The following is a 22,416-nucleotide window of genomic DNA, read 5'->3' as shown; positions in this document are numbered from 1 at the left end:
CGCGAGCAGACGCAAACTGCCCCATTTCACAGTGAAATGGGGCAGTTTTGTGTCTGCTCGTCAGGCGAATTCGGCCCGGCGCTTGGCGAGGAACGCGTCCACGCCCTCGCGGCCGTCGGCCGAGTTGGCTCGCTCGGCGATGAACCGGGCTTCGGCCGCCATCTGCTCTTCCAGGCTGTTCTTGAACGACGACACCAGCAGCGACTTGACCGCGCCGTTGGATCCGCCGGAACCCGCGGCCACCTGCTCGGCCAGTTTGGTGGCGCGGGCCTGCAATTCATCGCCCGCGAGCACCTCGGTGACCAGCCCCCAGTCCTGCGCCTCGGCGGCCGAGAGCGTGCGGTTGGTCAGGATGAGTTCTTGGGCCCGGCGCAGCCCGACCAGCCGCGGCAGGTGGTAGGACGCGCTGCCATCGGGGCTCAGGCCCACCTTGGTGTAGGCCATGGTGAAGCTGGCCGATTCGGCGGCGAGGACCAGGTCGCCTGCCACGGCCAGGCTGAAACCGGCGCCGGCGGCGGTGCCGTTGACCGCGGTGATCACCACGGCATCCATGCGGGCGAACGAGGAGATGGCCTGGTGCAGGTCGTCGGCAACACCCTTGATGAAGCGGCCGCGGTCGGGCGCGGTGGCGAAGGTTTTCAGATCGCCGCCTGCGCAGAAGAATCGGCCGGCACCGGTCAGCACCACGGCCTTGATCGCGGGCGTGTCGCACCGCCGGGCGGCGTCGGCCAGTTCGCGAGTCATGGTGTCGTTCATGCCGTTCGCGGCGTCCGGTCGGTTCAGCGTGATCTGCGCGACGGCGCCGGACTGCTCGAATGCGATGGCTTCATAGGTGGGCTCGGTCACGGCCCGAACTCTAGCGGGCCGGCGTTTGGGGCGGCCGCAGCCCCAGTGCGGCGGCGGTCGCACTCACCAGCGGTCCGAAGTCGCCGTCGAATCCGAGGATCCGCAATGCGCCCTCTCCGATCACCCAAGGTTGTGCCGGCGTGGGGTCGACGTCGTCGGAGCGGCTGTTGACCACCGATTCGACCAGCCGGAACGGAAGGTCCGCGGCGTCGGGCGGGCCGGCGCACTCGGCGATCACCGCCTCCGAGAGCCGCCGGTAGACCTCGCGCAGTTCGGCGCGTCGGCGCCGGAACGGTTCGAACCGGTCGGTGCGCAGCTCGGGAAGCAGGTACAGGGCACCCAGATTCCACGGGCCGGTGCACAACTGATGGGCATCGGCGACCGCGAGTGTGTGCAGGTGCAGTGCGGCCGGGCCCGTGCTCTCGAGCAGCTCGGCTCCCAGTCGCAGGGCATCGTCGACGGTGCCGGCCAGCAACGCGTCGAGAATGTCGTCCTTGGTGGCGAAATGGTGATACAGCGAGGCCTGGCGCACCCCGACTTCGTCGGCGATGCGCCGGGTCGAGGTGCTGGCGTACCCGTGGGTGGTGAACAGCTCGGCGGCGGCATCGAGAATCTGTTCGCGGGCGGTCGTGCCGGGGCGGCGCGGCCGCTCCAGCCGTGGGCGTCCGCGTCCCGCGGCGGGGTTCACCGCATTCGACTCAGCACCCATACCAGCAACACTAGGAGACGACCGGGTGGCGGTGTGCAGCACGCTGACGAGGGCGCCGAGTCTTGACGCTGCTGTGACCATGGCACCGGTCGTGGCGGCCACCCGGATGTGGCACGCTGGTGCCATCCGATCTGGTGCACAGCGAAGGTGACTATGGCCCCCGGCAAGCCCAAAACCGCGAGGTACACCGAAATCGAGCGGAAGTTCGCGGTCACCGAGAACACCGTCTCACCGTCGTTCGAGGGACTGTCGGCCGTTGCCGACGTGGTCCGCGCGGAAACCCAGCACCTGGACGCGGTGTATTTCGACACCCCGAGTCGCGACCTCGCGGCGCACCGCATCACGTTGCGGCGCCGCACGGGCGGCTCTGATGCGGGCTGGCACCTGAAGCTTCCGGCCGGCGTCGACACGCGCACCGAAGTCCGCATGCCGCTGGGCACAGCTACCGACACCGTGCCCGAGGATCTTCGGGACATCGTTCTCGCCATCGTGCGGGACCGTCCGCTCTCACCGGTGGCCAGGATCAGCACAGCGCGCAATGTGCAGGTGCTGCACGGCGCCGACGGCGTCGCCCTCGCCGAGTTCTGCGACGACCGGGTGTCCGCGTCGGCCACCGGCCAGGAAGCGGAACAACAGAGTTGGCGGGAGTGGGAGCTGGAACTGCTCACCGCCGATCTGCCCGACGACTTGATGGAGCGGCTGTCGAACCGACTGGCGGATGCCGGGGCGGTTCCGGCCGGGCATGGTTCGAAGCTGGCCAAGGTACTCGGCACGGATGCGGCCCCAGCGCCTACTCCCCCGGCCGACCCGGTGCACCGGGCCATCGCCGAGCAGGTCGAGGCCCTTCTGGTGTGGGACCGTGCGGTACGCGCGGATGCCTACGACTCGGTGCATCAGATGCGGGTGATCACCCGCAAGATCCGCAGTCTGCTGCAGGAGTCCAAGGACGCCTTCGGTCTGGACGACGACGGCTGGGTGCTCGATGAGCTGCGTGCACTGGCCGCGGTCTTGGGTGTGGCACGTGACGCCGAGGTACTGGCCGAGCGGTATCAGCGCGCACTCGACGAGATGCCTGCCGACCTGGTGCGCGGACCGGTGCGCCAGCGATTGGTCGAGGGCGCCAACCGTCGCTACACCGCGGGGTGGCGACGGTCCTTGTTGGCGATGCGCTCGCAACGCTATTTTCGGCTGCTGGACGCACTCGAGGAGTTGGTCAGCGCCGAGCAGCCGGAATCCGCCGACGGGTCAACGTCTTCGGTGAACATCGACGCCGCGTACAAGCGGGTTCGCAAGGCCGCCAAGAACGCCGCGGCTGTGGCGGCGGACGATGTCAGCGCCGAGGAGAAGGATGAGGCGTTGCATCGAATCCGTAAGGGCGCCAAGCGTCTTCGGTATACCGCGGCGGCCACCGGAGCCGACAAGGTATCCGACCGGGCGAAGACCATTCAGACGTTGCTGGGCGAGCACCAAGACAGTGTGGTGAGCAAGGCGCACCTGAGCACCCAGGCCGACGCCGCGCATGCCGCCGGCGAGGACACGTTCACCTACGGGCTGCTCTTTCAACAGGAGGACGACCTGGCCCAGCGCAGCCGGGCGTCGTTGCAGGACGCACTCAAGAAGCTGGACAAGGCGGTTCGAAAAGCTCATTAGGGCTGGGGCGAACGAGCTGGCCTGTAAGCCGGATTCTGTCCCTCACCCCGGAGGGCAAGGCGGCGACCATCCATCTGGACACACCGTCGCCGGGTGCCTCGAGCGGCCTACCCGCAGGCTCGGGCGAGCAACCCTCGGACGCCTGCGCGGCCGCAACCAGGTTGCGGCCTTCTTGGCCTTGCTTCGGGTGGGGTTTGCCTAGCCACCCCGGTCACCCGGGGTGCTGGTGCGCTCTTACCGCACCGTTTCACCCTTACCCCCTGGCCGCAAGGACTCAGGTGGCGGTCTGTTTTCTGTGGCACTTTCCCGCGAGTTACCTCGGATTGCCGTTAGCAATCACCCCGCTCTGTGAAGTCCGGACTTTCCTCGACCCCGGTTTCCACCGGTGCCGCGGCCGCCCGGCCAACTCGTTCGCGCTGATCACCGTACCCTCAATCGCATGGCTCAGGTGCCACCGGCACGATATTTGCTCCGCGCGAAGGATCTCGCGGACGCCCGCTACGCGGATCCGATCACCGTCGACGACCTCGCGTTGGCGGCCGGTTTGTCCCGTGCGCATTTCAGCCGGATGTTCACCCGCACCTTCGGTGAGTCCCCACGGGCCTATCTCCAGAGCCGGCGCCTGGAGCGTGCCGCTGCACTGTTGCGCAACACCGATCGCTCGGTCGCCGACATCTGTGTGATGGTCGGCTTGCAGAGCGTCGGCTCCTTCACCACGAGTTTCGCCCGGGTCTACGGCAAGCCACCGGCGGCTTACCGTGCGAGTCTGCCGCCGGCCATGCTCCGGGCGCCGGTGCCCAGCTGCATTCTGGCCCGTGACACGCGGCGTCCCCATGCCGGCCGGGCCAAGACAGCACAAACGGAGAAGACGGCCGGGCCGAACCGAACGTAGCGTCGGACCATGATGAAAATCGCATACACGCACCTGTGGGTTCACGATCAGGATGTCGCGCTGAAATTCTGGACCGAGAAGGTCGGAATGGAAGTGCGCGAAGACGTTTCGTTCCCCGAGGAGATGGGCGCGTTCCGTTGGGTCACGGTCGGCCCGCCCGGACAGGACGACGTCGGCATCGTGCTGATGGCGGTTCCCGGCGATCCGGTGATGGACGAGCAGACGCGCAAGCAGGTCCAGGATCTGACCGCAAAAGGCTTCGCCGGCACCGTGTTTCTGACCACCGACGACTGCCAGAAGAGCTACGAGGAGCTGACCGCGCGCGGTGTCGAGTTCACCGAGCCGCCGAACCAGATGCCCTACGGTATCGACTCCGGCTTCCGCGACCCGTCGGGCAACAGCATCCGGTTGACCCAGCGCACCGACTGAGCCACGACTAAGCCGCGGCCGCGCATCGCGCGAACTCGATGGCGACCTGTAGCTCGGTCACGCTCTCGTATATTTCGGCCCGCCCGGGTGGCGGCGGGGCGGTCGAGCGGTAGACCGCCCCGGTCGGGGTGACGAATTCGGCTGTGTGGAAACCGTTCTCGTCACTCGTCGTCACCGTCCACCCGGGTGACTCTTTGACGTAATTGCAGCGTTCGCACTCCCCGAGACCGTTGAGCGCACTGGTCGGGCCACCGCCGGCGTGGGGTTGGGCGTGGTCGTGGTGACGAATCTGCGCGTCGCAGTAGGGAGTTCTGCAGGTCTGATCCCGCAATCCGATGAACTTGGCGAGCGCCTTGGGGAACAGCCGCGAGCGCGACTCCATCGCCGCCAGGGCGCCGGATACCGGGTGCCGGTAGAGCCGCCGTAACGTCGCCCGCGAACGCTCATCGGCCACCGCATTACTGACCAGGTTGCGGGCCACCGCCGCCGGCACGGGCCCGTAGCCTTCGACCACTGCCGGACTCTCGTCGTCCGCCAGCAGGGTCTGGTCGGAAAGCACCAGGTTGACTTCCACCGGTTCCGGCGCGTCGGCGGGGCGGCCCGTCACCCGCTCCGCAACCGTGTCGGCCATCACCTGGCCGCGGGTCCGGCCGTCGTACGTCGTATCGGCCGTCCGCCTGAGCGTCGCATAGACCCCGACGCCCTTCTGCATCGGCAACAACACCGTCAGTCGCGCCATGCAGTCGGGCGCCGGCCGGATCCATACATTTCGATCCTCTGGCGCCTTGGCCGCCCGATCGACGATGGCCTGCGGGTCCAGCCGGTAGGCAATCTTCTTGGCCTCCGCCTCGATCCGCTTGTCACCCAGACCGTCGAGCTTCGTGACATCGCCGCACATCTCGGCATCCAGCGCCCGGCGATCCTCGACCGTCAGGCACGCCGACTCCCGCACGATCAGGGTCGCCCGCCATTCCGACAGCACACCCGACTCCAGGGCGGCCAGCGTGTGCGGCATCTCGTACACCAACGCCTTGGCGAAGCCGAGATGCCGACTTCCACACGTCGGTGAATCGTGACGGGCCAGCGCGATCTCCGAGGCCACACCACGACCTCGCTTGGCCTTCGGCATCCGCGCCGCCGCCTCGTCGGCCCGCCGCTTCTCGTCCAACAAGGCCGCGCACCGGGCCTGACCGGCGGCCGCTGCCGACTTGGCCCGCTCGAGTTCCTCGATACGCCGATGCAACTCGGCCTCGTCAGCATGCCGATTGACCTGCGCCAACGCCGCCATATCGAACATACTTGCGACTATGCCACAGGGGTATGACAGGTTGATTCAGCCCCGACGCCGCAGCACCATCACGTTGTCGATCAGCGTGCCAGGCTGCCCGTCGGGCCCCGTTGCCTCCCGCTCGTCGGTGCCCACCCGGATCCGTTCCCATTGCGCGTCATCGAGGTTCAGTGAGTCCACGACGCTCTCGGCAGTGGGAAATTCGAACTTCCGGACATGCTCGGGCGCCCAGGGCGGCGCGGCCCCGTGGTCGACGATGACCAGCAGACCGCCGTCGTCCACCGCGCCGGCGGCACGACGCAGCAGCACGGCGCGGTCCATGGCGATCGGCGACTGCAGGAACTGAGCCGAGACCAGGTCGAAGCGGCCTTCCGGGAGGCTCTCAGAGAGGTCATGGCGTTCGAACGTGATGCGATCGGCAACTCCCCGATCCTTCGCCTCCCCGGCGGCCCGGGCGAGCGCGGTGTCCGACACGTCCACCGCAGTCACCTGCCATCCGTGTTCGGCCAGCCAGACGGCGTCGCCACCCTCGCCGCAGCCGAGATCCAGCGCGGTTCCGGCGGGCAGGTCGGCGGCGATCTTCGCCAGCTGGGCGTTGACCCGTCCGCTCCAGATGCGGCCGCGCTGCCCGTAATGGCGTTCCCAGTACTGGGCGGTGACCGCCGTCTGGTTGGGCCACGGTGGCACCGGGAGACCGACGTCCTCGCCGAGCAAGTGCTGTACGACGGCGGCGCCGGCCTGGCTGCCCGACGCGACGGCCGCGGCCACCTGCGGCATCTGGGCACTCAGGTCGCCGGCGGCGAACAGTCCTGGCACCGAGGTACGCGCGAATGCGTCGACAACGAGGGCGTCGGCAGCGATCGGCCCCGGTGCCGAGACCGCGCCGAGTTGCGCTGCCAGCGGTGAGCGCTGGTGCAGAGTGCTGGCGACGAGCGCGCCGCGCCGCTCCAGACGAGCGCCGTCGGCGAACTCCACCGCCACCAGTTCACCGTCGTGCGAGACGAATTGGGCGATCGAGCGTTCGTCCACACCGATTCCTGCGACGTCCAACTGCTTCACCTGTGCCTCGTCCAGACCGCTGTCCCCGTTGGTGAGTACCACCAGGTCGTCGGTCCAGCCTCGCATCATCAACGCCGAGTGCACGGCGCGGTCACCCTGCGCGATCACTGCGACCGGCGCATCGCGCATCTCCCAGCCGTGACAGAACGGACAATGGAAAACCGAACTGCCCCAAAGCTCTTCAATGCCGGCGATCTTGGGCGCCCGATACTCCATGCCGGTGGCCAGCAGCACTGTCCTGGCATGTTCGCGGGTGCCGTCGGCCAGTTCGAGGACGAATCCCGGCTCGCCGCGAACCACCTCACCGGTGCGCACCTGCACGGTGGGATAGGCGGCCAACTCCGCACGGCCGGCCGCGTAGAGGTCGGCGGGCGGACGGCCGTCGCTGCCCAACAGGCCACCGATCCCGTGGGCGGCCAGGTTGCTCTGATTCCCCGCGTCGACGAGCAGCACCTGCCGCCGGGCCCGGCCCAGTACCAGCGCCGCGCTCAGTCCGGCTGCCCCGCCGCCGACGATGACGCAATCCCAAACTTTTTCCATGCCTCCGAGCTTGCCCAATCACATGGCAAAGTGCCAAGCTGATTTGCCATGGAGGCAAAAGCCGCTGAGTCCGGCGACATCGACGCCCTGGTCCGGAGCCGGCTGCGCGAGTTGCGGGCCGAACGTGGACTCACTCTCGAAGACGTGGCGCGCCGCGCACAGATCGACGTCTCGACACTGAGCCGGCTCGAATCGGGCAAGCGCCGGCTTGCCCTCGATCACCTGCCCCGATTGGCAACCGCCCTGTCGGTGACCACCGACGAGTTGTTGCGTGCGCCGCAGGCCGAGGATCCTCGGGTGACCGGCAGCTCACATACCCACCACGACATCACGTACTGGCCGCTGACTCGCCAGGGCCCGGCGGCGGGGTTGCACGCCTTCAAGATCCGCATCAGCGCCAAGCGCCGGAAGCCGCCGTCCGAGTTCCCCGTGCACGAGGGACGCGACTGGATGTATGTACTGTCCGGACAACTGCGTCTGATCCTCGGTGATCAGGACTTCGTGGTCAATCCCGGTGAAGCCGTGGAGTTCTCGACCTGGACACCGCACTGGTTCGGGGTCGTCGACAAACCGGTCGAGGCGATCACCATCCTCGGCCCGCATGGCGAGCAGTTACACCTGCACGCCTGACCTACAGGTAGGCCGTTTGGTTCACCAACCGCACCGAAGATCCTCCGTCGCCGTAGAACTCGGCGATCGACAGCGATGCCAGGTCCAGGTGCAGCCGGTACAGGATGCCTTCTCCGGCATCGAGCGCCAGCCGCAGGATGGTCTTGATCGGGGTCACGTGCGAGACCACCAGAACCGTCGCCGCACCGTGGTCGGCGATGATCCGGTTGCGTGCCCGCCGGACCCGGTGGGCCACCGCGTCGAAGCTCTCGCCACCGGGTGGCTCGACGCTGGTGTCCCGCAACCAGCGCCGGTGAAGTTCCGGATCACGTTGGGCGGCTTCGGCGAACGTCAGTCCTTCCCATTCACCGAAGTCCGTCTCGATCAGGTCATCGTCGACGCGGACGTCGACGCCGAGCGCCTTGGCCGCCGCCGTCGCCGTCTCGTACGCCCGCTCCAGTGGAGAGGTGAGCACCGCGGCGACGTCCCCGCGTGCTCCCAGATACCGCGCGGCGGCGTCGGCCTGCCTGCGGCCCTCCTCGGTCAGCACCGGGTTGCCCCGGCCCGAATAGCGTCGGGCGATGGACAATTCGGTCTGTCCATGGCGCAGCAGCAGCAGCCGGGTGGGCTCGCCGGTGGCACCGGTCCACCCGGGTGCGGACAAGGTGGGCTTCTCGGCCGCGACGGGTTCGGCGGCCGGCTCGGCGACAGGCACCGCATTGACGATGCCCGCCGCGGCGTCCATGGCCTCGTTGGCCAGCCGGTCGGCATGGCTGTTGCGGGCCCGCGGGATCCACGTGTAGCTGACCTGCTCGAACCCCGCGGCCAGCTCGGCGGCCCGGCGCTGCAGTTCGATCAGGTCGGGATGTTTCACCCGCCACCGGCCCGACATCTGTTCGATGACGAGCTTGGAATCCATCGACACTGCCACCTCGGTGGCGCCCGATTCGGCGGCTGCCTCCAAACCGGCGATCAGACCGCGGTATTCGGCGACGTTGTTGGTGGCCCGGCCGATCGCTTCCTTGCGCTCGGCCAGCTCTACGGTGTGCTCGGCATCGAAGACGACGGCGCCGTAGCCCGCCGGTCCCGGGTTGCCCCGGGAGCCACCGTCTGCCTCGACGAGAACCTTCATTGTTTGATCCGCAAGAGGATCGCCCCGCATTCGGGGCAACGTAGTACGTCGTCCTCGGCGGCCGCGGCGATCCGCGCACTCTCGCCGCGGTCGATCTCGATCCGGCAGGCACCGCAGCGCCGGCCCTGCAGCAACCCGGCGCCTGGGCCGCCACGGGCTCGCTGCTTTTCGTAGAGATCGACGAGTTCGGGGTCGATGACGCTCACCAGCCCTTCGCGGCGGGTCGTCGCGTGATGCCGGGCCTGGTCGATCTCGACCAGCGCGGCGTCGCGGGCCTGCTGCGCCATCGACAACGCGGCCTGCAGATCATCGATGCGCTGCAGCGCCTCGGCCTGCCGGGCCGAGAGTTCCTCGCGCCGTTCCATGAGTTCCAGCAGGGAGTCCTCCAGGCTGGCCTGTCTGCGCTGCAACGTCTCCAGCTCGTGCTGGATCTCGGCGACCTGCTTGGCGCCCACCGTGCCGCCGTCGATCAGCGCCCGGTCGCGGTCCTCACGTTGACGTACCGAGTCGATCTCGCTCTCGAGCTTGGTCACCTGGGCGTCCAGGTCCTCCAGTGCGATACCGAGAACACCGACACCGTCGCTGGCCGCAGCGTGCTCGGCCTGCGCCTCGTCCATCTTCTTCTGTTCCGCCAGGTTCTTGGCACGGTGTGCGAGGCGCCCGAGTTCGGCATCGACCTCGGTCAGCGCGAGAAGCGAACGTTGTTGTCTTACTTCGGCCTTCATGCCCTGACTTTCATGTAGCTACTCTGTTGTCCTGCATTGATGAGTTCTCGTGCGGTCAGCACTCGACGTTCCACGGATCGGTACGCACCGACGACACCCGCACCGGAAGCGCGTCACCGAACTGCCTGCGCAACGCCTCGGCAGCCTGCGCGCACCACGGGAATTCGCTCGCCCAGTGCGCCACGTCGACAAGCGCGACCGGTGAGGCCCGGCGGTGTTCGTCGGCCGGATGGTGGCGTAGATCCGATGTGACATATGCCTGTACGTCGGCGCGGGCCACGGTGCCCAGCAGTGAATCGCCGGCTCCCCCGCACACGGCGACCCGCGACACCATGGCGTCCGGATCCCCCGAGGTCCGCACCCCCCACGAGGTGGCCGGCAGTGCGGCCCTCACACGAGACGCGAACTCGGACAACGGAACCGGTCGGTCCAGCGCGCCGATCCGGCCGATCCCCACATTTCCGGGGATCGGCGCCAGGGCGAAGATGTCGAAAGCCGGTTCCTCGTAGGGATGCGCGGCGCGCAGAGCGGACAAGATGGTGGCGCGCAACCGCGAGGGGGCGATCACCTCGACCCGATCTTCTGCCACCTGTTCGACGGTGCCCACCTCGCCGATGGCCGGCGCGGCGCCGTCGTGCGGCAGGAACTGTCCGGTTCCGGCCACGCTCCAGCTGCAGTGCGAATAGTCACCGATCCGTCCGGCCCCGGCGTCGAACAATGCCTCGCGCACCGTGGCAGCATCTGAGGCCGGTACGAACACCACCCACTTGTCCAGATCGGGTCCCGGCGCCGCGGGCGACAGCACGCCGTCAACGGTCAGGCCCAGCGCCTGGGCCAGCGCGTCGGATACGCCGGGTGAGGCCGCATCGGCGTTGGTGTGTGCGGTGAACAGGGCCCGGCCGGTGCGGATCAGCCGGTGGATCAGGGCGCCCTTGGCGGTGTCGGCCGCGACGGTGTCCACGCCGCGCAGCAGCAGCGGGTGGTGGGCCAGCAGCAGACCGCGTTCGGGCACCTCGTCGATCACGGCCGCGGTCGCGTCGACGGCGATGGTCACCGATTCGACCAGTTCGCCGGGGTCGCCGCACACCAGGCCCACCGAGTCCCAGTCGTGGGCCAGGTGCGGCGGGTACGCCGCATCCAATGCGGCGATCACATCGGCCAGTCTGATGCCCGCCCCTGGCACCTCGGCCGGTCGCGCACTCATCGCAGTACCTCCGTCATGGCGTCGATCAGTGCGGGCCATTCCGGCCGCACCGCGGCGCGCAGGTAATTCTCCGGCAGGCCCACGAAAGTATCGCAACGGCGTACCGCAATGCCTTTGCTTTCCAGATGTTTTCGCATCAGCTCCGCGTCGGGCACCGTGAACAGCACAAATGGCGCGTCGCCGGCCACCACGTCCAGTCCGAGCTCCTCGAGCCCGGCCGCCATCGAGGCCCGCAGTCCGGCGAGCCGCTGGGCACCGGCCTCGGCCTCGGCCACCGCTTCGGGGCTGTTGGCCGCGGCGATGGCCTCCAATTGCAATGTGCCCAGCGGCCAGTGCGGGCGCGGCGCGGTGAGCCGGGCCAGCACGTCGGGGGCGCCGAGGGCGTAGCCGACCCGCAGCCCGGCCAGCGCCCAGGTCTTGGTGAGGCTGCGCAGTACCAGCACGTCGGGCAGTGCTTCGCCGGCCAGCGTCTCGGCCTCTCCGGGGATGCCGTCGGCGAACGCCTCGTCCACCACGAGCAGCCGGCCCGGGCGGCGCAGCGCCAGGATGTCCTGGTGGCGGTGCAGTACGCCGGTGGGATTGGTCGGGTTGCCGACGACCACCAGGTCCGCCTCGTCGGGCACTGCCGCCCCGACGAGGGTGAAGGGAAACGGCAGCACGACGTGGTGGATCGGTATTCCGGCCGCGGCCAGCACCGCTTCGGGTTCGGTGAACGACGGGGCCACCAGGGCGGCCGAGTCGGGCCGCAATCCGGCCAGCAGGGCGAATCCCTCGGCTCCTCCGGCCAGCAGGGCCACCTCGTCAGCGCTGCGACCGTGACGTGCGGCGACCGCCTCGACCGCACGGCGATGGTCAGCCCGGCTGGGGTAGCTGCCGAGTTCGGGCAGCCGGGAAGCCAGCCGGTCGGTCAGCCACGCCGGTGGACCACCGGGACGCACGTTAACCGCGAAGTCCAGCATGCCCGGCAATGCCGCCTGGTCGCCGTGGTAGCGGGCCCCGTCACGGGTCTCGCCGTTGGGTGGGCAAAGCACCCCACGACCCTAGTGGTCGAGGCGCCCAACTGGGCATCCGGAGGACCGCGCGCGGCATACGGGAGAATGGGCACGTGACTGACACGCTGGAACTCACCCGACCGCAGCTGGTGCTGTTCGACCTCGACGGCACCCTGACCGATTCGGCGGCCGGGATCGTATCGAGTTTCCGCCATGCGCTGGCCCAGGTCGGCGCCGAAGTCCCAGACGGTGATCTGGCCGGACGCATCGTCGGCCCACCCATGCACGAGACGTTGCAGGCGTTGAGTCTGGGCGAGGCCGGGTTCGACGCCGATGCCGCGATCGCGGCCTACCGCGCCGATTACACGAGCCGCGGCTGGGCGGTGAACAGCCTGTTCGACGGCGTCGAGGCCTTGTTGGCCGATCTGCGGGCGGCCGGGGTACGGCTTGCGGTCGCGACCTCGAAGGCCGAGCCCACGGCACGACGGATCCTCGAGCATTTCGGTCTGGACGGCTATTTCGAGGTGATCGCCGGAGCCAGCCCCGACGGCGTCCGGGCGGCCAAGGCCGACGTGGTCGCTCACGCGCTGACCCAACTGCAACCCCTGCCGTCGCGGGTCCTGATGGTCGGTGACCGGATGCACGACGTCGAGGGCGCGGCCGAACACGGCATCAACACCGTGGTGGTCGGCTGGGGCTACGGCGCCTCGGATTTCACGGGACCCACCGCGGTGGCCGCCCACGCCCATGTCGAGAGCGTTGCCGGGCTGCGGGAGGTGCTCGGTGTCTGACGTCACCCCTGAGCCCGTCCTGCACGTCACCTTCGTCTGCTCGGGCAACATCTGCCGCTCCCCGATGGCCGAGAAGATGTTCGCCCATCAGATCAGCGAGCGCGGGCTGGCCGATGTGGTCCGGGTGAGCAGCGGCGGCACCGGCGGCTGGCATGCCGGTGGCGGCGCCGACGAGCGGGCCTGCCGGGTGTTGCGAGAGCGCGGCTATCCCAGCGACCATGTCGCCGCCCAGGTGGGCGAGGACCATCTCGGCGCCGACCTGGTGGTCGCGCTGGGCCGCAATCATCTGCGCATCCTGACCGATCTGGGTGTGACGGGCGACCGGCTGCGGATGCTGCGGTCGTTCGATCCCCGCTCGGGCGCGCACGCACTGGATGTGGAGGACCCCTACTACGGCGCCAAGGCCGATTTCGAGGATGTCTTCACCGTGATCGAGGCGTCCCTGCCGGGGCTGCACGCCTGGATCGATACGGCGCTGGCGAATCGGAAAGTCCTCGAGGAGTCCTGATCCGATGCGGCGTTTGACCTTTCTGCTGCGGCCCCAGTGGGTGGCGTTGTTCGTCGTGGTCGTCGCGTTCGCGTATTTGTGTTTCACGGTGCTGGCGCCGTGGCAGTTGGGCAAGAACACCAAAACCTCGCGGGAGAACAACCAGATCAGCCATTCGTTGCAGGCCGATCCGGTGCCGGTCACCAGCGTTCTGCCGCAACAAAATTCCGCTGCACCCGACGCCCAGTGGCAGCGCGTCACCGCGACCGGCCATTATCTGCCGAAGTCCGAGGTGCTGGTCCGCCTGCGGGTTGTCGACGGCGAACCCGCCTTTGAGGTGCTCACCCCGTTCGCCGTCGACGGCGGTCCGGTGGTGCTGGTCGATCGCGGCTACATCCGCCCGGTCGACGGAAACAAGGTGCCCGAGTTCGAGGCCGCACCAACCACACCCGTCACCGTCACCGCGCGTCTGCGTGACGCGGAGGCACTGATCGCCGGCAAGGCGCCGTTCCGCGGCGAAGACGGTGCGCAACAGGTGTATTCGATCAACACCGATCAGATCGCCTCGCTCACCGGCGTGCCGTTGACCAAGTCGTATCTGCAGCTGGTGGGCGGCCAACCCGGCGGCCTCGGCGAGATCCCGCTTCCGCATCTGGATGCCGGGCCCTTCCTGTCCTACGGCATCCAGTGGATCGCGTTTGGGATCGTCGCCCCGCTCGGGCTGGGCTACTTCATCTACGCCGAGATGCAGCAACGCCGCCGGGAACGCGCCGCCGCCCAGGCCAAGTCGGACGAGCCGCCCCGCGAGCTCACCACCGAGGAGAAGATCGCCGACCGCTACGGCAAGCGCCGCTGACCGCCAGCAGCACCGCCACTGCCGCCGCCGCAGCCTGCACCGCGCGCGAGAGCCGCACCGCCCTGGCCACATCGGGCACCTCGGGGATGCGTCCGTCGCCCAGCGTCGGGCGGATCTCGAGCTGATGTGCGTACTGTGTCGGGCCGCCCAGCCGCACGCCGAGCGCTCCGGCGAAGGACGCCTCGGCCACCCCCGCGTTCGGACTGGGATGGCGTGCGGCGTCGCGTCGCCAGGCGCGCAACGCTGCTCGGGGTGAACCGTCCACCACGGGGGCACACAGCACTGCCAGCACGCCGGTCAGCCGGGCCGGTAGGTAGTTCAGCACATCGTCGAATCTGGCGGCGGCCCAACCGAAGTGGTTGTACCTCGGAGAGCGGTGCCCGATCATGGCGTCCAGCGTGTTGGCGCCCCGGTACACGAGCACGCCGGGTACCCCACCGATCGCCGCCCAGAGCAGTGGCGCCACCTGGGCGTCAGAGGTGTTCTCAGCCAGCGATTCCACCGTGGCCCGGGTCAGTCCGGAGGCGTCCAGTGCGGCCGGATCCCGCCCGCACAGCGAGGGCAGCAGGCGCCGGGCCTCCGCCACGTCGCCGTCGGTGAGCAGCGTCGCCATCCGGTGCCCGACCCGGTTCAGGGAGGTGCCGCCGAGGGCGACATAGGTGGCCGCGGCCGTCACCCAGACCCGATCGCCGCGCCCCGTGGCCCAGCCCAGCCCGGCCAGCCCGCCGAGCAGCAGCCCGGTGTGCAGTACGCCCGCAGCGCGATCGTCGGCATAAGTCAGCTTTTCCAACCGCGCTGCGGCAGTGCCGAAACCAGCCACCGGATGCCCGCGGCGCGGATCACCCAGCAGCAGATCGGCCAGGAATCCGACAGCGACACCGGCGGCCCGACGGTGCCAGATGGGCGGGCACGCCCGCGGACTTCTGCGCGCAAACACCCCGGCAGCGTCTCATGAGGTGATCTACTCGCAGTCATGAGGCTGGGTGCACCGCGACGCCCGGGACGGTTCGGCTACCAGCTGTATCTGTGGGACATGCGGATCCGTGACCACTTCGGCAATCGAGTGGTCTGATCAGGAGGCGAAGATGACATTCCCAGCACTGGCTCACGTGGCCGTCACGGTCCGGGATCTGGCGGTCAGCGGGCCGTGGTACCGCACGCTGTTCGGCGCCGATCCGGTGCTGGACGAGGACACCGACGCCGGCTTCCATCACCTGGTGTGGCTGTTGGACAACGGCACCCTGTTCGGCATCCATCAGCACCGGGATCCGGCGCCCGATGAACGTTTCAGCGAGTTCCGGGTGGGGCTGGACCACGTCGGGTTCGGCTGTGCGTCGCGTGCGGATCTCCAGACCTGGGTGGACAAACTCGACGGCCTGGGCATCGCTCACGGCGGCATCGTCGACGCCCCCTACGGATCAGGGCTCAGTTTCCGCGATCCCGACGGCATCGCCCTGGAGTTCTTCGCCGGGAACTGAATTCGGGTGGTGCGGCAGGACACCCCCGATTCCGCGGATATGATCCGACGCGGAGGTCCCCTTTTGAAAGACGCCATTGTCCTGGTTGCCGTTTCGCTGGCAATCGGATTCGCCCTTGGCGGCCTTCGGGCTTCCGGCCCGCCTGTGGGGGCCCCGGAGCCACCGGCTCCGCCGCTGCCCCGCCCCGGCGTCTACACCGTCACCGAGACCTCAGGCCACGCTGCATCCCAGCCCTACGACTGGATGCTGTCGAACTGCGGACCACAGTGCTTGCGCGTGGACTCGCCGGCCCCTGAGGGTGCCTGGCAGCTGGACTTGGCGTGGGATTCCGCCGCGGATCGACACAGGGGTGCGTGGGTCGGTGAGCGCGTCAACCCCGGGGTGCAGTGCCGGGCCGGCAGCATTCAGGACAAGACGGGCCCGGTGCCGTTCAAGTACGTGATCCGGCCCGATCTCACGGGATTCGTCAACATGAAGTTCTCCGAGGACAGCCCGTCGTGCTGGGGCGACACCGCCATGCGCGGCCAGGAGCTCGCGCTGAAGCGCGCGAAGGCGGTGTGGTCCTAGGACCGGGAATTTCGATGGTGGGCGCGGACGGTATCGAACCGCCGACCGCTGGTGTGTAAATGTGTGTCGAACTGTTTACCTGGTGTTTTGCTGTGCCGTCTCGTTTACGAGATTCCCTCCGGCACATCATGTTTCGTATTTGTCGTGCCGTCTCGTGTCGGCCCGTTGTTGTGTGTGTTGGCCCATTTTTGGCCCAGCGGGGGGTTCACTCGATCAGGCGTTCGACTGCACCTACGGCCCGACGACACCCTGCTTGTCCGAGGCCCTTCCTAGACTGCGGCACATGGGCAAGTACCGAGGTGGAGCGAAGCCGTGGGAGAAGAACGATCCGAAGGGACGTCTGCTCAATCCCGCCCAGTTCCCAGAGTTGAATGCCGTGCTCTACACCGCCGACCCGGCTGAGTTCATCAAGATGCGGATCGAGTCGCTGTCGCTGATGGCGGGAACCGACGAGCAGCTTGCCCCGGTCTTCGCCGCTGACAAACTCATCGGAGCGGCGCACTTCGGTTCGATGGTGCCCCCCTCGTTGGCGGCACGGGATCGGTACATCCGCATGGAGGCGGTGATGATCGCCAACCACGCCTCCGAGACGCTGCTTCGCATGTTTCTCGCGCACATCGAGCACCCTGAGTGTCCCTGGCTCGGGCTGTCAGCCTCGATGACCTTCGCGGAGTTCAAGGAGCACGTCGCGGCGAAGCTGAAAAACGGGTTCGACCGGGAGGCCATCGCCACCGTGTTCCTGGGTGGCATCAGCCGAGTGGACTCGGTCATTCAGCTCACAAATGACGAGTTCGAGGACGCCGTTGACGGCCTGGAGATGCTGCTGGTCGACGCCGCCCACCGAGTACTCGGTGATGCTTTTCTCTACAACGCCGTGAAACACGGCGTGAGTGCGGTCGCGGTTGGCGACGACGGCGCGAAAGTTACCTGGCAGCCGATGAACGGTGAGCCCGTCACCATGCACGAAGGCCCGACCCACGTCTACCTTCACAAGTCGGCCTACCCGAACGCGCCCAAGACCGAGCCGCAATGGTGGCTCACCATGGAGGACTCCAATCCTGGACGGGAGGTGTCGGTTTCGGTGCTGATCACCAGGGCGCTCGACTCGTTGTGGGACGTCGCCCGTCGCCGCTACCTCGGCGCGAGCGGGACCATCAACTACGTCAGCAAGGCCGCTGTCGAGATGGCGGTGTACGCCACCACCATGGACGCGGCGAACCACCTCAAGCGCGAGGTCCATGAGCTGATCAAGTTGGAACCTGACGGCACCGTGGGCGGCACCGCACATCGGATTGTCGGGTACGACATCCCTCGGGAATGGTCGATGTCAGCGGCAGCAGCAGCAGCCGTCGAACTGCGGCCTGTCGCCCTGCCTGCCCGTGAGCGGGACCGCCAGCTTCACTCGACTGGCGCGCTGTCCTACCTGCCGATCACACCGCGCGGCTTCCAGCGCGGATGAGCGCCGGTCAGCCGCCCACCGGCAACGGCACCACGACGCCGCTGGTGGTCTCGACGCGGATCAGCGTCGGTACCCATGCGCCGCAGTCGTCACAGCTGGTGAACGACGACACCGCTACCCGCTCCAGTGCGTAGTCCACGGCCTGACGGTTGCTCAGGTGCCGGACAGCGGCCTCGGCCTCGGCAGCCGTCCAGCACGGTGGGGCGCACCGCGCACATTGGCAGCCGACCAGCTGTTCGGGCGCGGCAGGTGTCGTCATGTCGGTACACAACTTCGCGCGGCCCAACTGGGCCAACCGGCCACCGGAACCGTTGGGGCTGTGGCAGGTATCGGCGGCGGTCATCACGCGCCACCACCCACGCGCCGGGTCAGCCAGGCAGGCGGCGGGCCAAGCTTGCCTTCGCGGGCACGGCGGGCGGCGTCCAGCGGTGTCGCGAAGTGGATTTCGGCCCCGGCGCTGTGCGCCAGAACGTCATACGCAACCACCGCCGCAGCCACCCGGTCGGGCTGGTGCTGCCCGGCCTCCCAGGCGCACGCCTGGGCCTCGAAGTCGGGGAGGTAGCCAGCCACCCGAGCGCGGCCGGTCTCGAGCGCCGCCAGCAGTCCGGTGGCCCGTGCTACCGCATCGCCCTTGCCCCGGTCGGTGCCCTTGGGTGGCCAGCCAGTCACCCGCACCGGGCCGTGCGCAGTGAGATGAGCCGGTCATTGCCGGTGGTGGTGTCGGCCATGGCGACCTCCTCTCGGTATGAGCAACTAGAGCACACGACCGTGCAGAACTGAGTTATCCGACATCGGTAGGTATTCTCTTGCACCCCAGGGAGTTACGTGGTCATTACCGCTCCACGAAGTCGGTCGGGTTTGGGTGCCTCACGCCGCACCGCCCCCGGCCTCGGGGTCATCGGGCAGCACGCCGCCCGGCGCGTTGTAGCGGGCCTGAAACTCCGCATGGATGTGCGGAAAAGCCATGCGCAGCCGCGCGGCGTTCTGGCTGTCGGCCTTGCGAATTGCCGCCATGAGCAGCGCGTAGAACGGCGTGTCGATAGCGCTGATCGGCTGGGACGCGCGGTAGTCGTACAAGCTCACGCCGTACCTGCCTTGGCGTCGGCGCTGCTCGCCAGGGCCAGCAGCAGCTCCCCCGCACGCCTCAGCGCGTCAGCATCGAACTTGGCCACCTGGGCGGCAACCCAATCGGGATCGACGGCCACGGCGTCGGCAGTCGGCGTGCTCACTCGGCACCCCCAGCGATGTCATCGCCCTCAAGCATCCGCAGCAACTTCACCGTGGGCACGCGCATCCGCGTGTTGCTCAGCCGGATAACCGGCAGATTCCCCTGCCTTGCCATCGTGTACGCGAAACCGCGCGACACACCAAGGTATTCGGCAGCCGTGTCGATGCTCACGGTCGGCGGCCCCTGGCGCAGGCTCTCCAGTGTCAGATTGTTGTGTGTGGTGTCAGCTAACTTGCTCATGTGCCTAGCGTGGCTCAAGTAGTGATAAAAGTCTAGGCGATTAGCTATCATTAGCGTTATCATGTTTGCGTGACTTCTGATAACCCTGCTTTTACGCCCATCGTGGGCGACGTGCTCGCCGGTGACATTCGGCGCGTGAGCGGTAAGCCCGGCAGCGATGACGGCCTGATCGAAATCCCTTTGTACGGGCACGCTTTCAGCTATCAGGTGCGTATCGAACGCACCGGTGGAACGCCGCGCCTGGTGGAGCTGCGGATGGTAACCACCGACGACGGCGGCGACATCGACCCTGCTGCCGTGCGCCAGATACCGGTTCGGCGGCTGGCCAAGGCGGCGGCACAGTTCATCTCGATGACCGAGCACGGTGTAGCCAATGCCGGTGACCTGTTCGACCCGACCGGCCAGGCCCGGCCCGACCTGGAACCAGGCAAGCGCCGCCGCAATCTCGGACCAGAGCACTACCGCCAGGTCGCGGCACTGCTCGAAGGCACGCGCGAAATCGGGATGCCGCCACGGGAACACGTGGCCGACTACTTCGGGGTGTCTCTGCCCACCCTGGACCGCTGGATCGCCAAGGCCAAGGAACTCGGTTTCCTGCCTCGCGCCTGGAGCACCAACACAAAGAAGGCCAACCCGTCATGAATAACGAGCAGCCCGCGCGCACCCGCCGGGCAGAGCCGATCACCAAGAACGTCGCCAAGAACGGCGCGGTCAGCTACCGCTTCCGCGTCGATGTCGACATCCGTCCCGATGGCAGCCGCGAACGCCAACGGTTCACCTACCCCACCCTGGCCGAGGCGCGTAAGGAGCTGCGCCGCATCACCACCGAGGTAGCGGCGGGCACGTTCGTTCGGCGCGACAAGACCACCACGAGCGCGTTCCTGGCCGGATGGCTGGACTCCCGCCGCGACGTACGGCCCGTGACGCTGGCCGGGTACCGCTTCGCGCTGAAACCGGTGATCGAGCACCTGGGCTCGATCCCTTTGCAGCAGCTGCGTACCGCCGACCTGGATGCCCTGGTGACGCTGCGTATGGCGGGCCAGCCTGTGGCCCAACGGGACAAGCGCGGGCGGCGCAGCGCCGAGGTGCTGGCGTGGCTGCGGGCGCGCCCCGACGGTGCCAGCTACAGCGACATGTACGCCGAATTCGGCAACGCTGGCGAGAAGGCCCTCGCCCGCCTGGTGGCATCGGGTGAGGTGATCCGGCCCGCGCGTGGGCGGTACGCCGCCGCCCGGCCTGCCGATCCCGCACGGCCACAGGTGGCCGGTGGCGTCAGCGCCCGCACGGTGGTGACGATGCTGGTGGTGTTGTCGTCCGCATTGGACGACGCCATGGCCCAGGGGCTCGTCGCCTGCAACGTCGCCCGTCTGGTCAAGCGGCCCAAGGTGACTGCCGCCGAGATGGCCACGTGGACACCAGAACAGGCGGCGGCGTTCCGCGCGCATGTGGCCGACGACCGGCTGGCCGCGTGCTGGCTTCTGACGCTCGCCGGGCTGCGCCGGTCGGAGGTGCTGGGCCTGCGGTGGGAGGACGTGGACCACGACGCCGGGACTATCACCATTGCTCAGGGGCGGGTAGTTGTCGGCGGTGGCACGGTGACCGGTGCGCCGAAGTCGACACGTTCGGCGCGGACACTGCCGATGCCCAGCGATGTGCTGGCGGCGCTGCGGGCCTTCAAGACCCGGCAGGCCGAGGAGCACCTGGCACTCGGTGGCGGCTGGCCCGATACCGGTCTGGTGGCCGTCAACGCGGACGGCTCCCCCATCCGGCCCGAGACGTACTCAAAGGCATTCGCCGCCCACTGCGTGGCTGCGGGGGTACCGGTGATCCGGCTGCACGACGTGCGGCACACCGCCGCCACGATGCTGCTCGACGGCGGCACCACACCATCGGCCACGGCCAAGTGGTTGGGCCACGATCCGGCCATCACGCTGCGGGTGTACGGCCACGTCTACGACGACGCGCTGGCGTCGGCGGGCGATGCGCTGCTGGGCCGGTCACGCGCGAGCGCGAACGATAACTGATCTAAGTTCGGTCAAGCAACCAAAGCGCCGCATTACCCTGATCGATGTTGCCTACCACCACATCGACCACAAAGTCAGCGACCTCAAGGTCCGGAATACCTTGCAGCGGAGAACCTTCGCGGTCTAGGTAAGTGGCTGTGCTCAGCCACGCCGTCCGCTTGTTCCCATCGAAAAATGCGTGGGCCGTTGCCACTCCATGCAGCAACGCAGCTGCCCGTTCGATGAGCGTGGGATACAACAGCTGGCCACCGAACGTATGCATCGGCCGCGCCAGCGCTGATTCCAATTGCCCACGGTTAGTAACTGCGTGCGATGTGTCGGGGAGGCTGCGATTTATCAGGATCGCAGCCTCCACCGGAATACAGAATGTCAACGCTCAGCGAGCAAGTCGAGCGCGCCGCGCCATCTAGCGATCTGCGCGTCAACGAGTTCGTTCGATACATCAGACAGTCCCCCGACGTAGTCGGACGGAGGCTCGGGCGCGTCAGCACCTGTCAATGCCGCACGCGTGTGCCAACGCCGAATGTCACGTGTGGCCAGCACCCCGCCCTGCGCGTGTCGACCCGCATCCCCACGGGCGGCCTGCCAAACGGGTGTGTGGCTTGCCTCGACCAATTCGTCTTTCGACCAATCGCCGTAGTGAGCAATCACCGCGTCGATTACTGCCATTTGGCGGGGTGTGAGGCGTGAAACGTCAGCACCAAACAGGTCCGTAGAGAAGTAACCGCCGTCGCGGTAATACTTGTTTACCGCATACAGTTCGCGTTCAACCGGACCATCGGGCCATGCCTCAAGCTCAGAATCGAACAGTCCCTGACCATCCCACGCGAGGCTCCAAGCATGCGCGAAGTAGACGAGCTTCTGGAGACACCACGCGTTGACCCAGCCCTTCCGCTGGTACACGTACTGACCTACATCAATGGCCGTCGCCATCTCCATCACCTCCCTCGCTGCATTGGCAATACCACAAGTGTAACTATCCCTACCCACAAACCTATGGGTGCGGGCTCAGTGCGTTGGCCCATTATTGGCCCACCGGGGGTTCGATTGGACTGTGACCCAGACTCAAAACCGGGTTCTACCTGGGACTTTCTTGGTGGGCGCGGACGGTATCGAACCGCCGACCGCTGGTGTGTAAAACCAGAGCTCTACCACTGAGCTACGCGCCCCGTCGCAGGCACGGTACACGCCGAGACGGCGTGACCGGAAAT

General features: G+C 67.8%; 28 protein-coding genes, 1 tRNA gene and 1 other RNA gene. 12 read left to right on the top strand and 18 right to left on the bottom strand.

Annotated elements, in window-relative coordinates; translation table 11 throughout:
• Positions 1-60 precede the first annotated feature (60 nt).
• A complete protein-coding gene (locus H977_RS0115575; RefSeq protein WP_029108719.1) occupies positions 61-846 on the bottom strand; it encodes an enoyl-CoA hydratase/isomerase family protein in 786 nt (261 codons plus the stop codon).
• Between the two features lie 10 nt (positions 847-856).
• Positions 857-1,555 carry a TetR/AcrR family transcriptional regulator gene (locus H977_RS0115570; protein WP_036476159.1) on the bottom strand — a complete coding sequence of 233 codons (699 nt, stop codon included), beginning with the start codon at positions 1,553-1,555 and terminating at the stop codon, positions 857-859.
• A gap of 153 nt (positions 1,556-1,708) precedes the next feature.
• Between H977_RS0115570 and H977_RS0115565 the strand changes: the two genes are divergently transcribed.
• The gene (locus H977_RS0115565) at positions 1,709-3,205 is read left to right on the top strand and encodes a CYTH and CHAD domain-containing protein (RefSeq protein ID WP_029108717.1); all 1,497 of its coding nucleotides are present in this window, start codon (positions 1,709-1,711) and stop codon (positions 3,203-3,205) included.
• A gap of 8 nt (positions 3,206-3,213) precedes the next feature.
• Here H977_RS0115565 and rnpB read toward each other — a convergent pair.
• Positions 3,214-3,615, bottom strand: an RNA gene (gene rnpB, locus H977_RS34475) — RNase P RNA component class A.
• 29 nt (positions 3,616-3,644) lie between these two features.
• Here rnpB and H977_RS0115560 point away from each other — a divergent pair.
• Together H977_RS0115560 and H977_RS0115555 are read left to right on the top strand one after the other, a co-directional pair.
• Positions 3,645-4,097, top strand: a complete 453-nt coding sequence (locus H977_RS0115560) for a helix-turn-helix transcriptional regulator (protein WP_029108716.1) — start codon at positions 3,645-3,647, stop codon at positions 4,095-4,097.
• Positions 4,098-4,106: 9 nt separating this feature from the next.
• Positions 4,107-4,526, top strand: a complete 420-nt coding sequence (locus tag H977_RS0115555) for a VOC family protein (protein WP_029108715.1) — start codon at positions 4,107-4,109, stop codon at positions 4,524-4,526.
• A 7-nt stretch (positions 4,527-4,533) separates the two neighbouring features.
• Here the strand turns inward: H977_RS0115555 and H977_RS0115550 are convergent, their stop codons facing one another.
• Positions 4,534-5,823, bottom strand: coding sequence for a 13E12 repeat family protein (locus H977_RS0115550; RefSeq protein ID WP_029108714.1), 1,290 nt, complete (start codon positions 5,821-5,823; stop codon positions 4,534-4,536).
• Between the two features lie 36 nt (positions 5,824-5,859).
• A complete protein-coding gene (locus H977_RS36140) occupies positions 5,860-7,413 on the bottom strand; it encodes an FAD-dependent oxidoreductase (RefSeq protein WP_029108713.1) in 1,554 nt (517 codons plus the stop codon).
• A gap of 48 nt (positions 7,414-7,461) precedes the next feature.
• Here H977_RS36140 and H977_RS0115540 point away from each other — a divergent pair, with 48 nt between their 5' ends.
• Complete coding sequence (locus H977_RS0115540; RefSeq protein WP_029108712.1) at positions 7,462-8,043, top strand: helix-turn-helix domain-containing protein; 582 nt, start codon at positions 7,462-7,464, stop codon at positions 8,041-8,043.
• 1 nt (position 8,044) lies between these two features.
• Here H977_RS0115540 and H977_RS0115535 read toward each other — a convergent pair whose 3' ends face one another.
• From H977_RS0115535 to cobC, 4 genes are read right to left on the bottom strand one after another with little or no spacing between them, the layout of a single operon-like run.
• Positions 8,045-9,154 (bottom strand): bifunctional RNase H/acid phosphatase, encoded by a 1,110-nt coding sequence (locus tag H977_RS0115535; protein WP_029108711.1) that lies wholly within the window; start codon positions 9,152-9,154, stop codon positions 8,045-8,047.
• Positions 9,151-9,879 (bottom strand): zinc ribbon domain-containing protein, encoded by a 729-nt coding sequence (locus H977_RS0115530; RefSeq protein ID WP_029108710.1) that lies wholly within the window; start codon positions 9,877-9,879, stop codon positions 9,151-9,153. The genes H977_RS0115535 and H977_RS0115530 overlap by 4 nt, the downstream gene beginning before the upstream one ends.
• Before the next feature lie 55 nt (positions 9,880-9,934).
• Positions 9,935-11,083 (bottom strand): Nif3-like dinuclear metal center hexameric protein, encoded by a 1,149-nt coding sequence (locus tag H977_RS0115525; RefSeq protein ID WP_051288885.1) that lies wholly within the window; start codon positions 11,081-11,083, stop codon positions 9,935-9,937.
• Positions 11,080-12,114, bottom strand: coding sequence for an Rv2231c family histidinol phosphate aminotransferase CobC (cobC, locus tag H977_RS0115520; protein WP_029108708.1), 1,035 nt, complete (start codon positions 12,112-12,114; stop codon positions 11,080-11,082). The genes H977_RS0115525 and cobC overlap by 4 nt, the downstream gene beginning before the upstream one ends.
• 74 nt (positions 12,115-12,188) lie before the next feature.
• Between cobC and H977_RS0115515 the strand changes: the two genes are divergently transcribed.
• From H977_RS0115515 to H977_RS0115505, 3 genes are read left to right on the top strand one after another with little or no spacing between them, the layout of a single operon-like run.
• Positions 12,189-12,866: an HAD-IA family hydrolase gene (locus H977_RS0115515; protein WP_029108707.1), complete on the top strand. Its 678-nt coding sequence runs from the start codon at positions 12,189-12,191 to the stop codon at positions 12,864-12,866.
• Positions 12,823-13,374, top strand: a complete 552-nt coding sequence (locus H977_RS0115510) for a low molecular weight protein-tyrosine-phosphatase (RefSeq protein ID WP_081681741.1) — start codon at positions 12,823-12,825, stop codon at positions 13,372-13,374. The genes H977_RS0115515 and H977_RS0115510 overlap by 44 nt, the downstream gene beginning before the upstream one ends.
• Before the next feature lie 4 nt (positions 13,375-13,378).
• A complete protein-coding gene (locus H977_RS0115505) occupies positions 13,379-14,209 on the top strand; it encodes an SURF1 family cytochrome oxidase biogenesis protein (RefSeq protein WP_029108705.1) in 831 nt (276 codons plus the stop codon).
• Here H977_RS0115505 and H977_RS0115500 read toward each other — a convergent pair.
• Positions 14,163-15,146, bottom strand: a complete 984-nt coding sequence (locus H977_RS0115500; protein WP_231395970.1) for a cobalamin biosynthesis protein — start codon at positions 15,144-15,146, stop codon at positions 14,163-14,165. The genes H977_RS0115505 and H977_RS0115500 overlap by 47 nt on opposite strands.
• Before the next feature lie 148 nt (positions 15,147-15,294).
• On the opposite strand from H977_RS0115500, the gene H977_RS0115495 reads away from it, so the two are divergent.
• The 3 genes from H977_RS0115495 (at position 15,295) to H977_RS0115485 (ending at position 17,713) form a co-directional block, all read left to right on the top strand.
• Positions 15,295-15,687, top strand: a complete 393-nt coding sequence (locus H977_RS0115495) for a VOC family protein (protein ID WP_029108703.1) — start codon at positions 15,295-15,297, stop codon at positions 15,685-15,687.
• A 63-nt stretch (positions 15,688-15,750) separates the two neighbouring features.
• The gene (locus tag H977_RS0115490) at positions 15,751-16,254 is read left to right on the top strand and encodes a hypothetical protein (RefSeq protein ID WP_029108702.1); all 504 of its coding nucleotides are present in this window, start codon (positions 15,751-15,753) and stop codon (positions 16,252-16,254) included.
• Between the two features lie 283 nt (positions 16,255-16,537).
• Complete coding sequence (locus H977_RS0115485; protein WP_029108701.1) at positions 16,538-17,713, top strand: hypothetical protein; 1,176 nt, start codon at positions 16,538-16,540, stop codon at positions 17,711-17,713.
• A 7-nt stretch (positions 17,714-17,720) separates the two neighbouring features.
• On the opposite strand, the gene H977_RS33300 is transcribed toward H977_RS0115485, so the two are convergent.
• The 5 genes from H977_RS33300 to H977_RS0115460 form a co-directional block, all read right to left on the bottom strand.
• Positions 17,721-18,056, bottom strand: coding sequence for a hypothetical protein (locus H977_RS33300; protein ID WP_051288884.1), 336 nt, complete (start codon positions 18,054-18,056; stop codon positions 17,721-17,723).
• Positions 18,056-18,382, bottom strand: coding sequence for a hypothetical protein (locus tag H977_RS0115475; RefSeq protein WP_502691173.1), 327 nt, complete (start codon positions 18,380-18,382; stop codon positions 18,056-18,058). The genes H977_RS33300 and H977_RS0115475 overlap by 1 nt, the downstream gene beginning before the upstream one ends.
• A 198-nt stretch (positions 18,383-18,580) precedes the next feature.
• Positions 18,581-18,796, bottom strand: a complete 216-nt coding sequence (locus H977_RS0115470) for a hypothetical protein (protein ID WP_029108699.1) — start codon at positions 18,794-18,796, stop codon at positions 18,581-18,583.
• Positions 18,793-18,942 carry a hypothetical protein gene (locus tag H977_RS35335; protein ID WP_155946667.1) on the bottom strand — a complete coding sequence of 50 codons (150 nt, stop codon included), beginning with the start codon at positions 18,940-18,942 and terminating at the stop codon, positions 18,793-18,795. The genes H977_RS0115470 and H977_RS35335 overlap by 4 nt, the downstream gene beginning before the upstream one ends.
• Positions 18,939-19,181 (bottom strand): helix-turn-helix domain-containing protein, encoded by a 243-nt coding sequence (locus H977_RS0115460; RefSeq protein WP_029108698.1) that lies wholly within the window; start codon positions 19,179-19,181, stop codon positions 18,939-18,941. The genes H977_RS35335 and H977_RS0115460 overlap by 4 nt, the downstream gene beginning before the upstream one ends.
• A gap of 69 nt (positions 19,182-19,250) precedes the next feature.
• On the opposite strand from H977_RS0115460, the gene H977_RS33295 reads away from it, so the two are divergent.
• A complete protein-coding gene (locus H977_RS33295) occupies positions 19,251-19,823 on the top strand; it encodes a hypothetical protein (protein WP_155946666.1) in 573 nt (190 codons plus the stop codon).
• Positions 19,820-21,205, top strand: a complete 1,386-nt coding sequence (locus tag H977_RS0115450) for a site-specific integrase (protein ID WP_029108697.1) — start codon at positions 19,820-19,822, stop codon at positions 21,203-21,205. Before H977_RS33295 ends, H977_RS0115450 begins: the two co-directional genes overlap by 4 nt.
• A gap of 1 nt (position 21,206) precedes the next feature.
• Here the strand turns inward: H977_RS0115450 and H977_RS33290 are convergent, their stop codons facing one another.
• The 3 genes from H977_RS33290 to H977_RS0115435 all read right to left on the bottom strand — a co-directional run bounded on the left by H977_RS33290 (position 21,207) and on the right by H977_RS0115435 (position 22,374).
• On the bottom strand, positions 21,207-21,560 hold the full coding sequence (locus H977_RS33290) for a type II toxin-antitoxin system death-on-curing family toxin (protein WP_286162643.1): 354 nt from the start codon (positions 21,558-21,560) through the stop codon (positions 21,207-21,209).
• A 14-nt stretch (positions 21,561-21,574) separates the two neighbouring features.
• The gene (locus H977_RS0115440) at positions 21,575-22,138 is read right to left on the bottom strand and encodes a Panacea domain-containing protein (RefSeq protein ID WP_029108696.1); all 564 of its coding nucleotides are present in this window, start codon (positions 22,136-22,138) and stop codon (positions 21,575-21,577) included.
• Between the two features lie 161 nt (positions 22,139-22,299).
• Positions 22,300-22,374: transfer RNA gene (locus H977_RS0115435), tRNA-Val, on the bottom strand.
• Positions 22,375-22,416 lie beyond the last annotated feature (42 nt).

This window comes from Mycobacterium sp. URHD0025 (genome assembly GCF_000426065.1).
Lineage (GTDB): Bacteria > Actinomycetota > Actinomycetes > Mycobacteriales > Mycobacteriaceae > Mycobacterium.
This window is presented reverse-complemented; position numbering and strand designations above follow the sequence as displayed.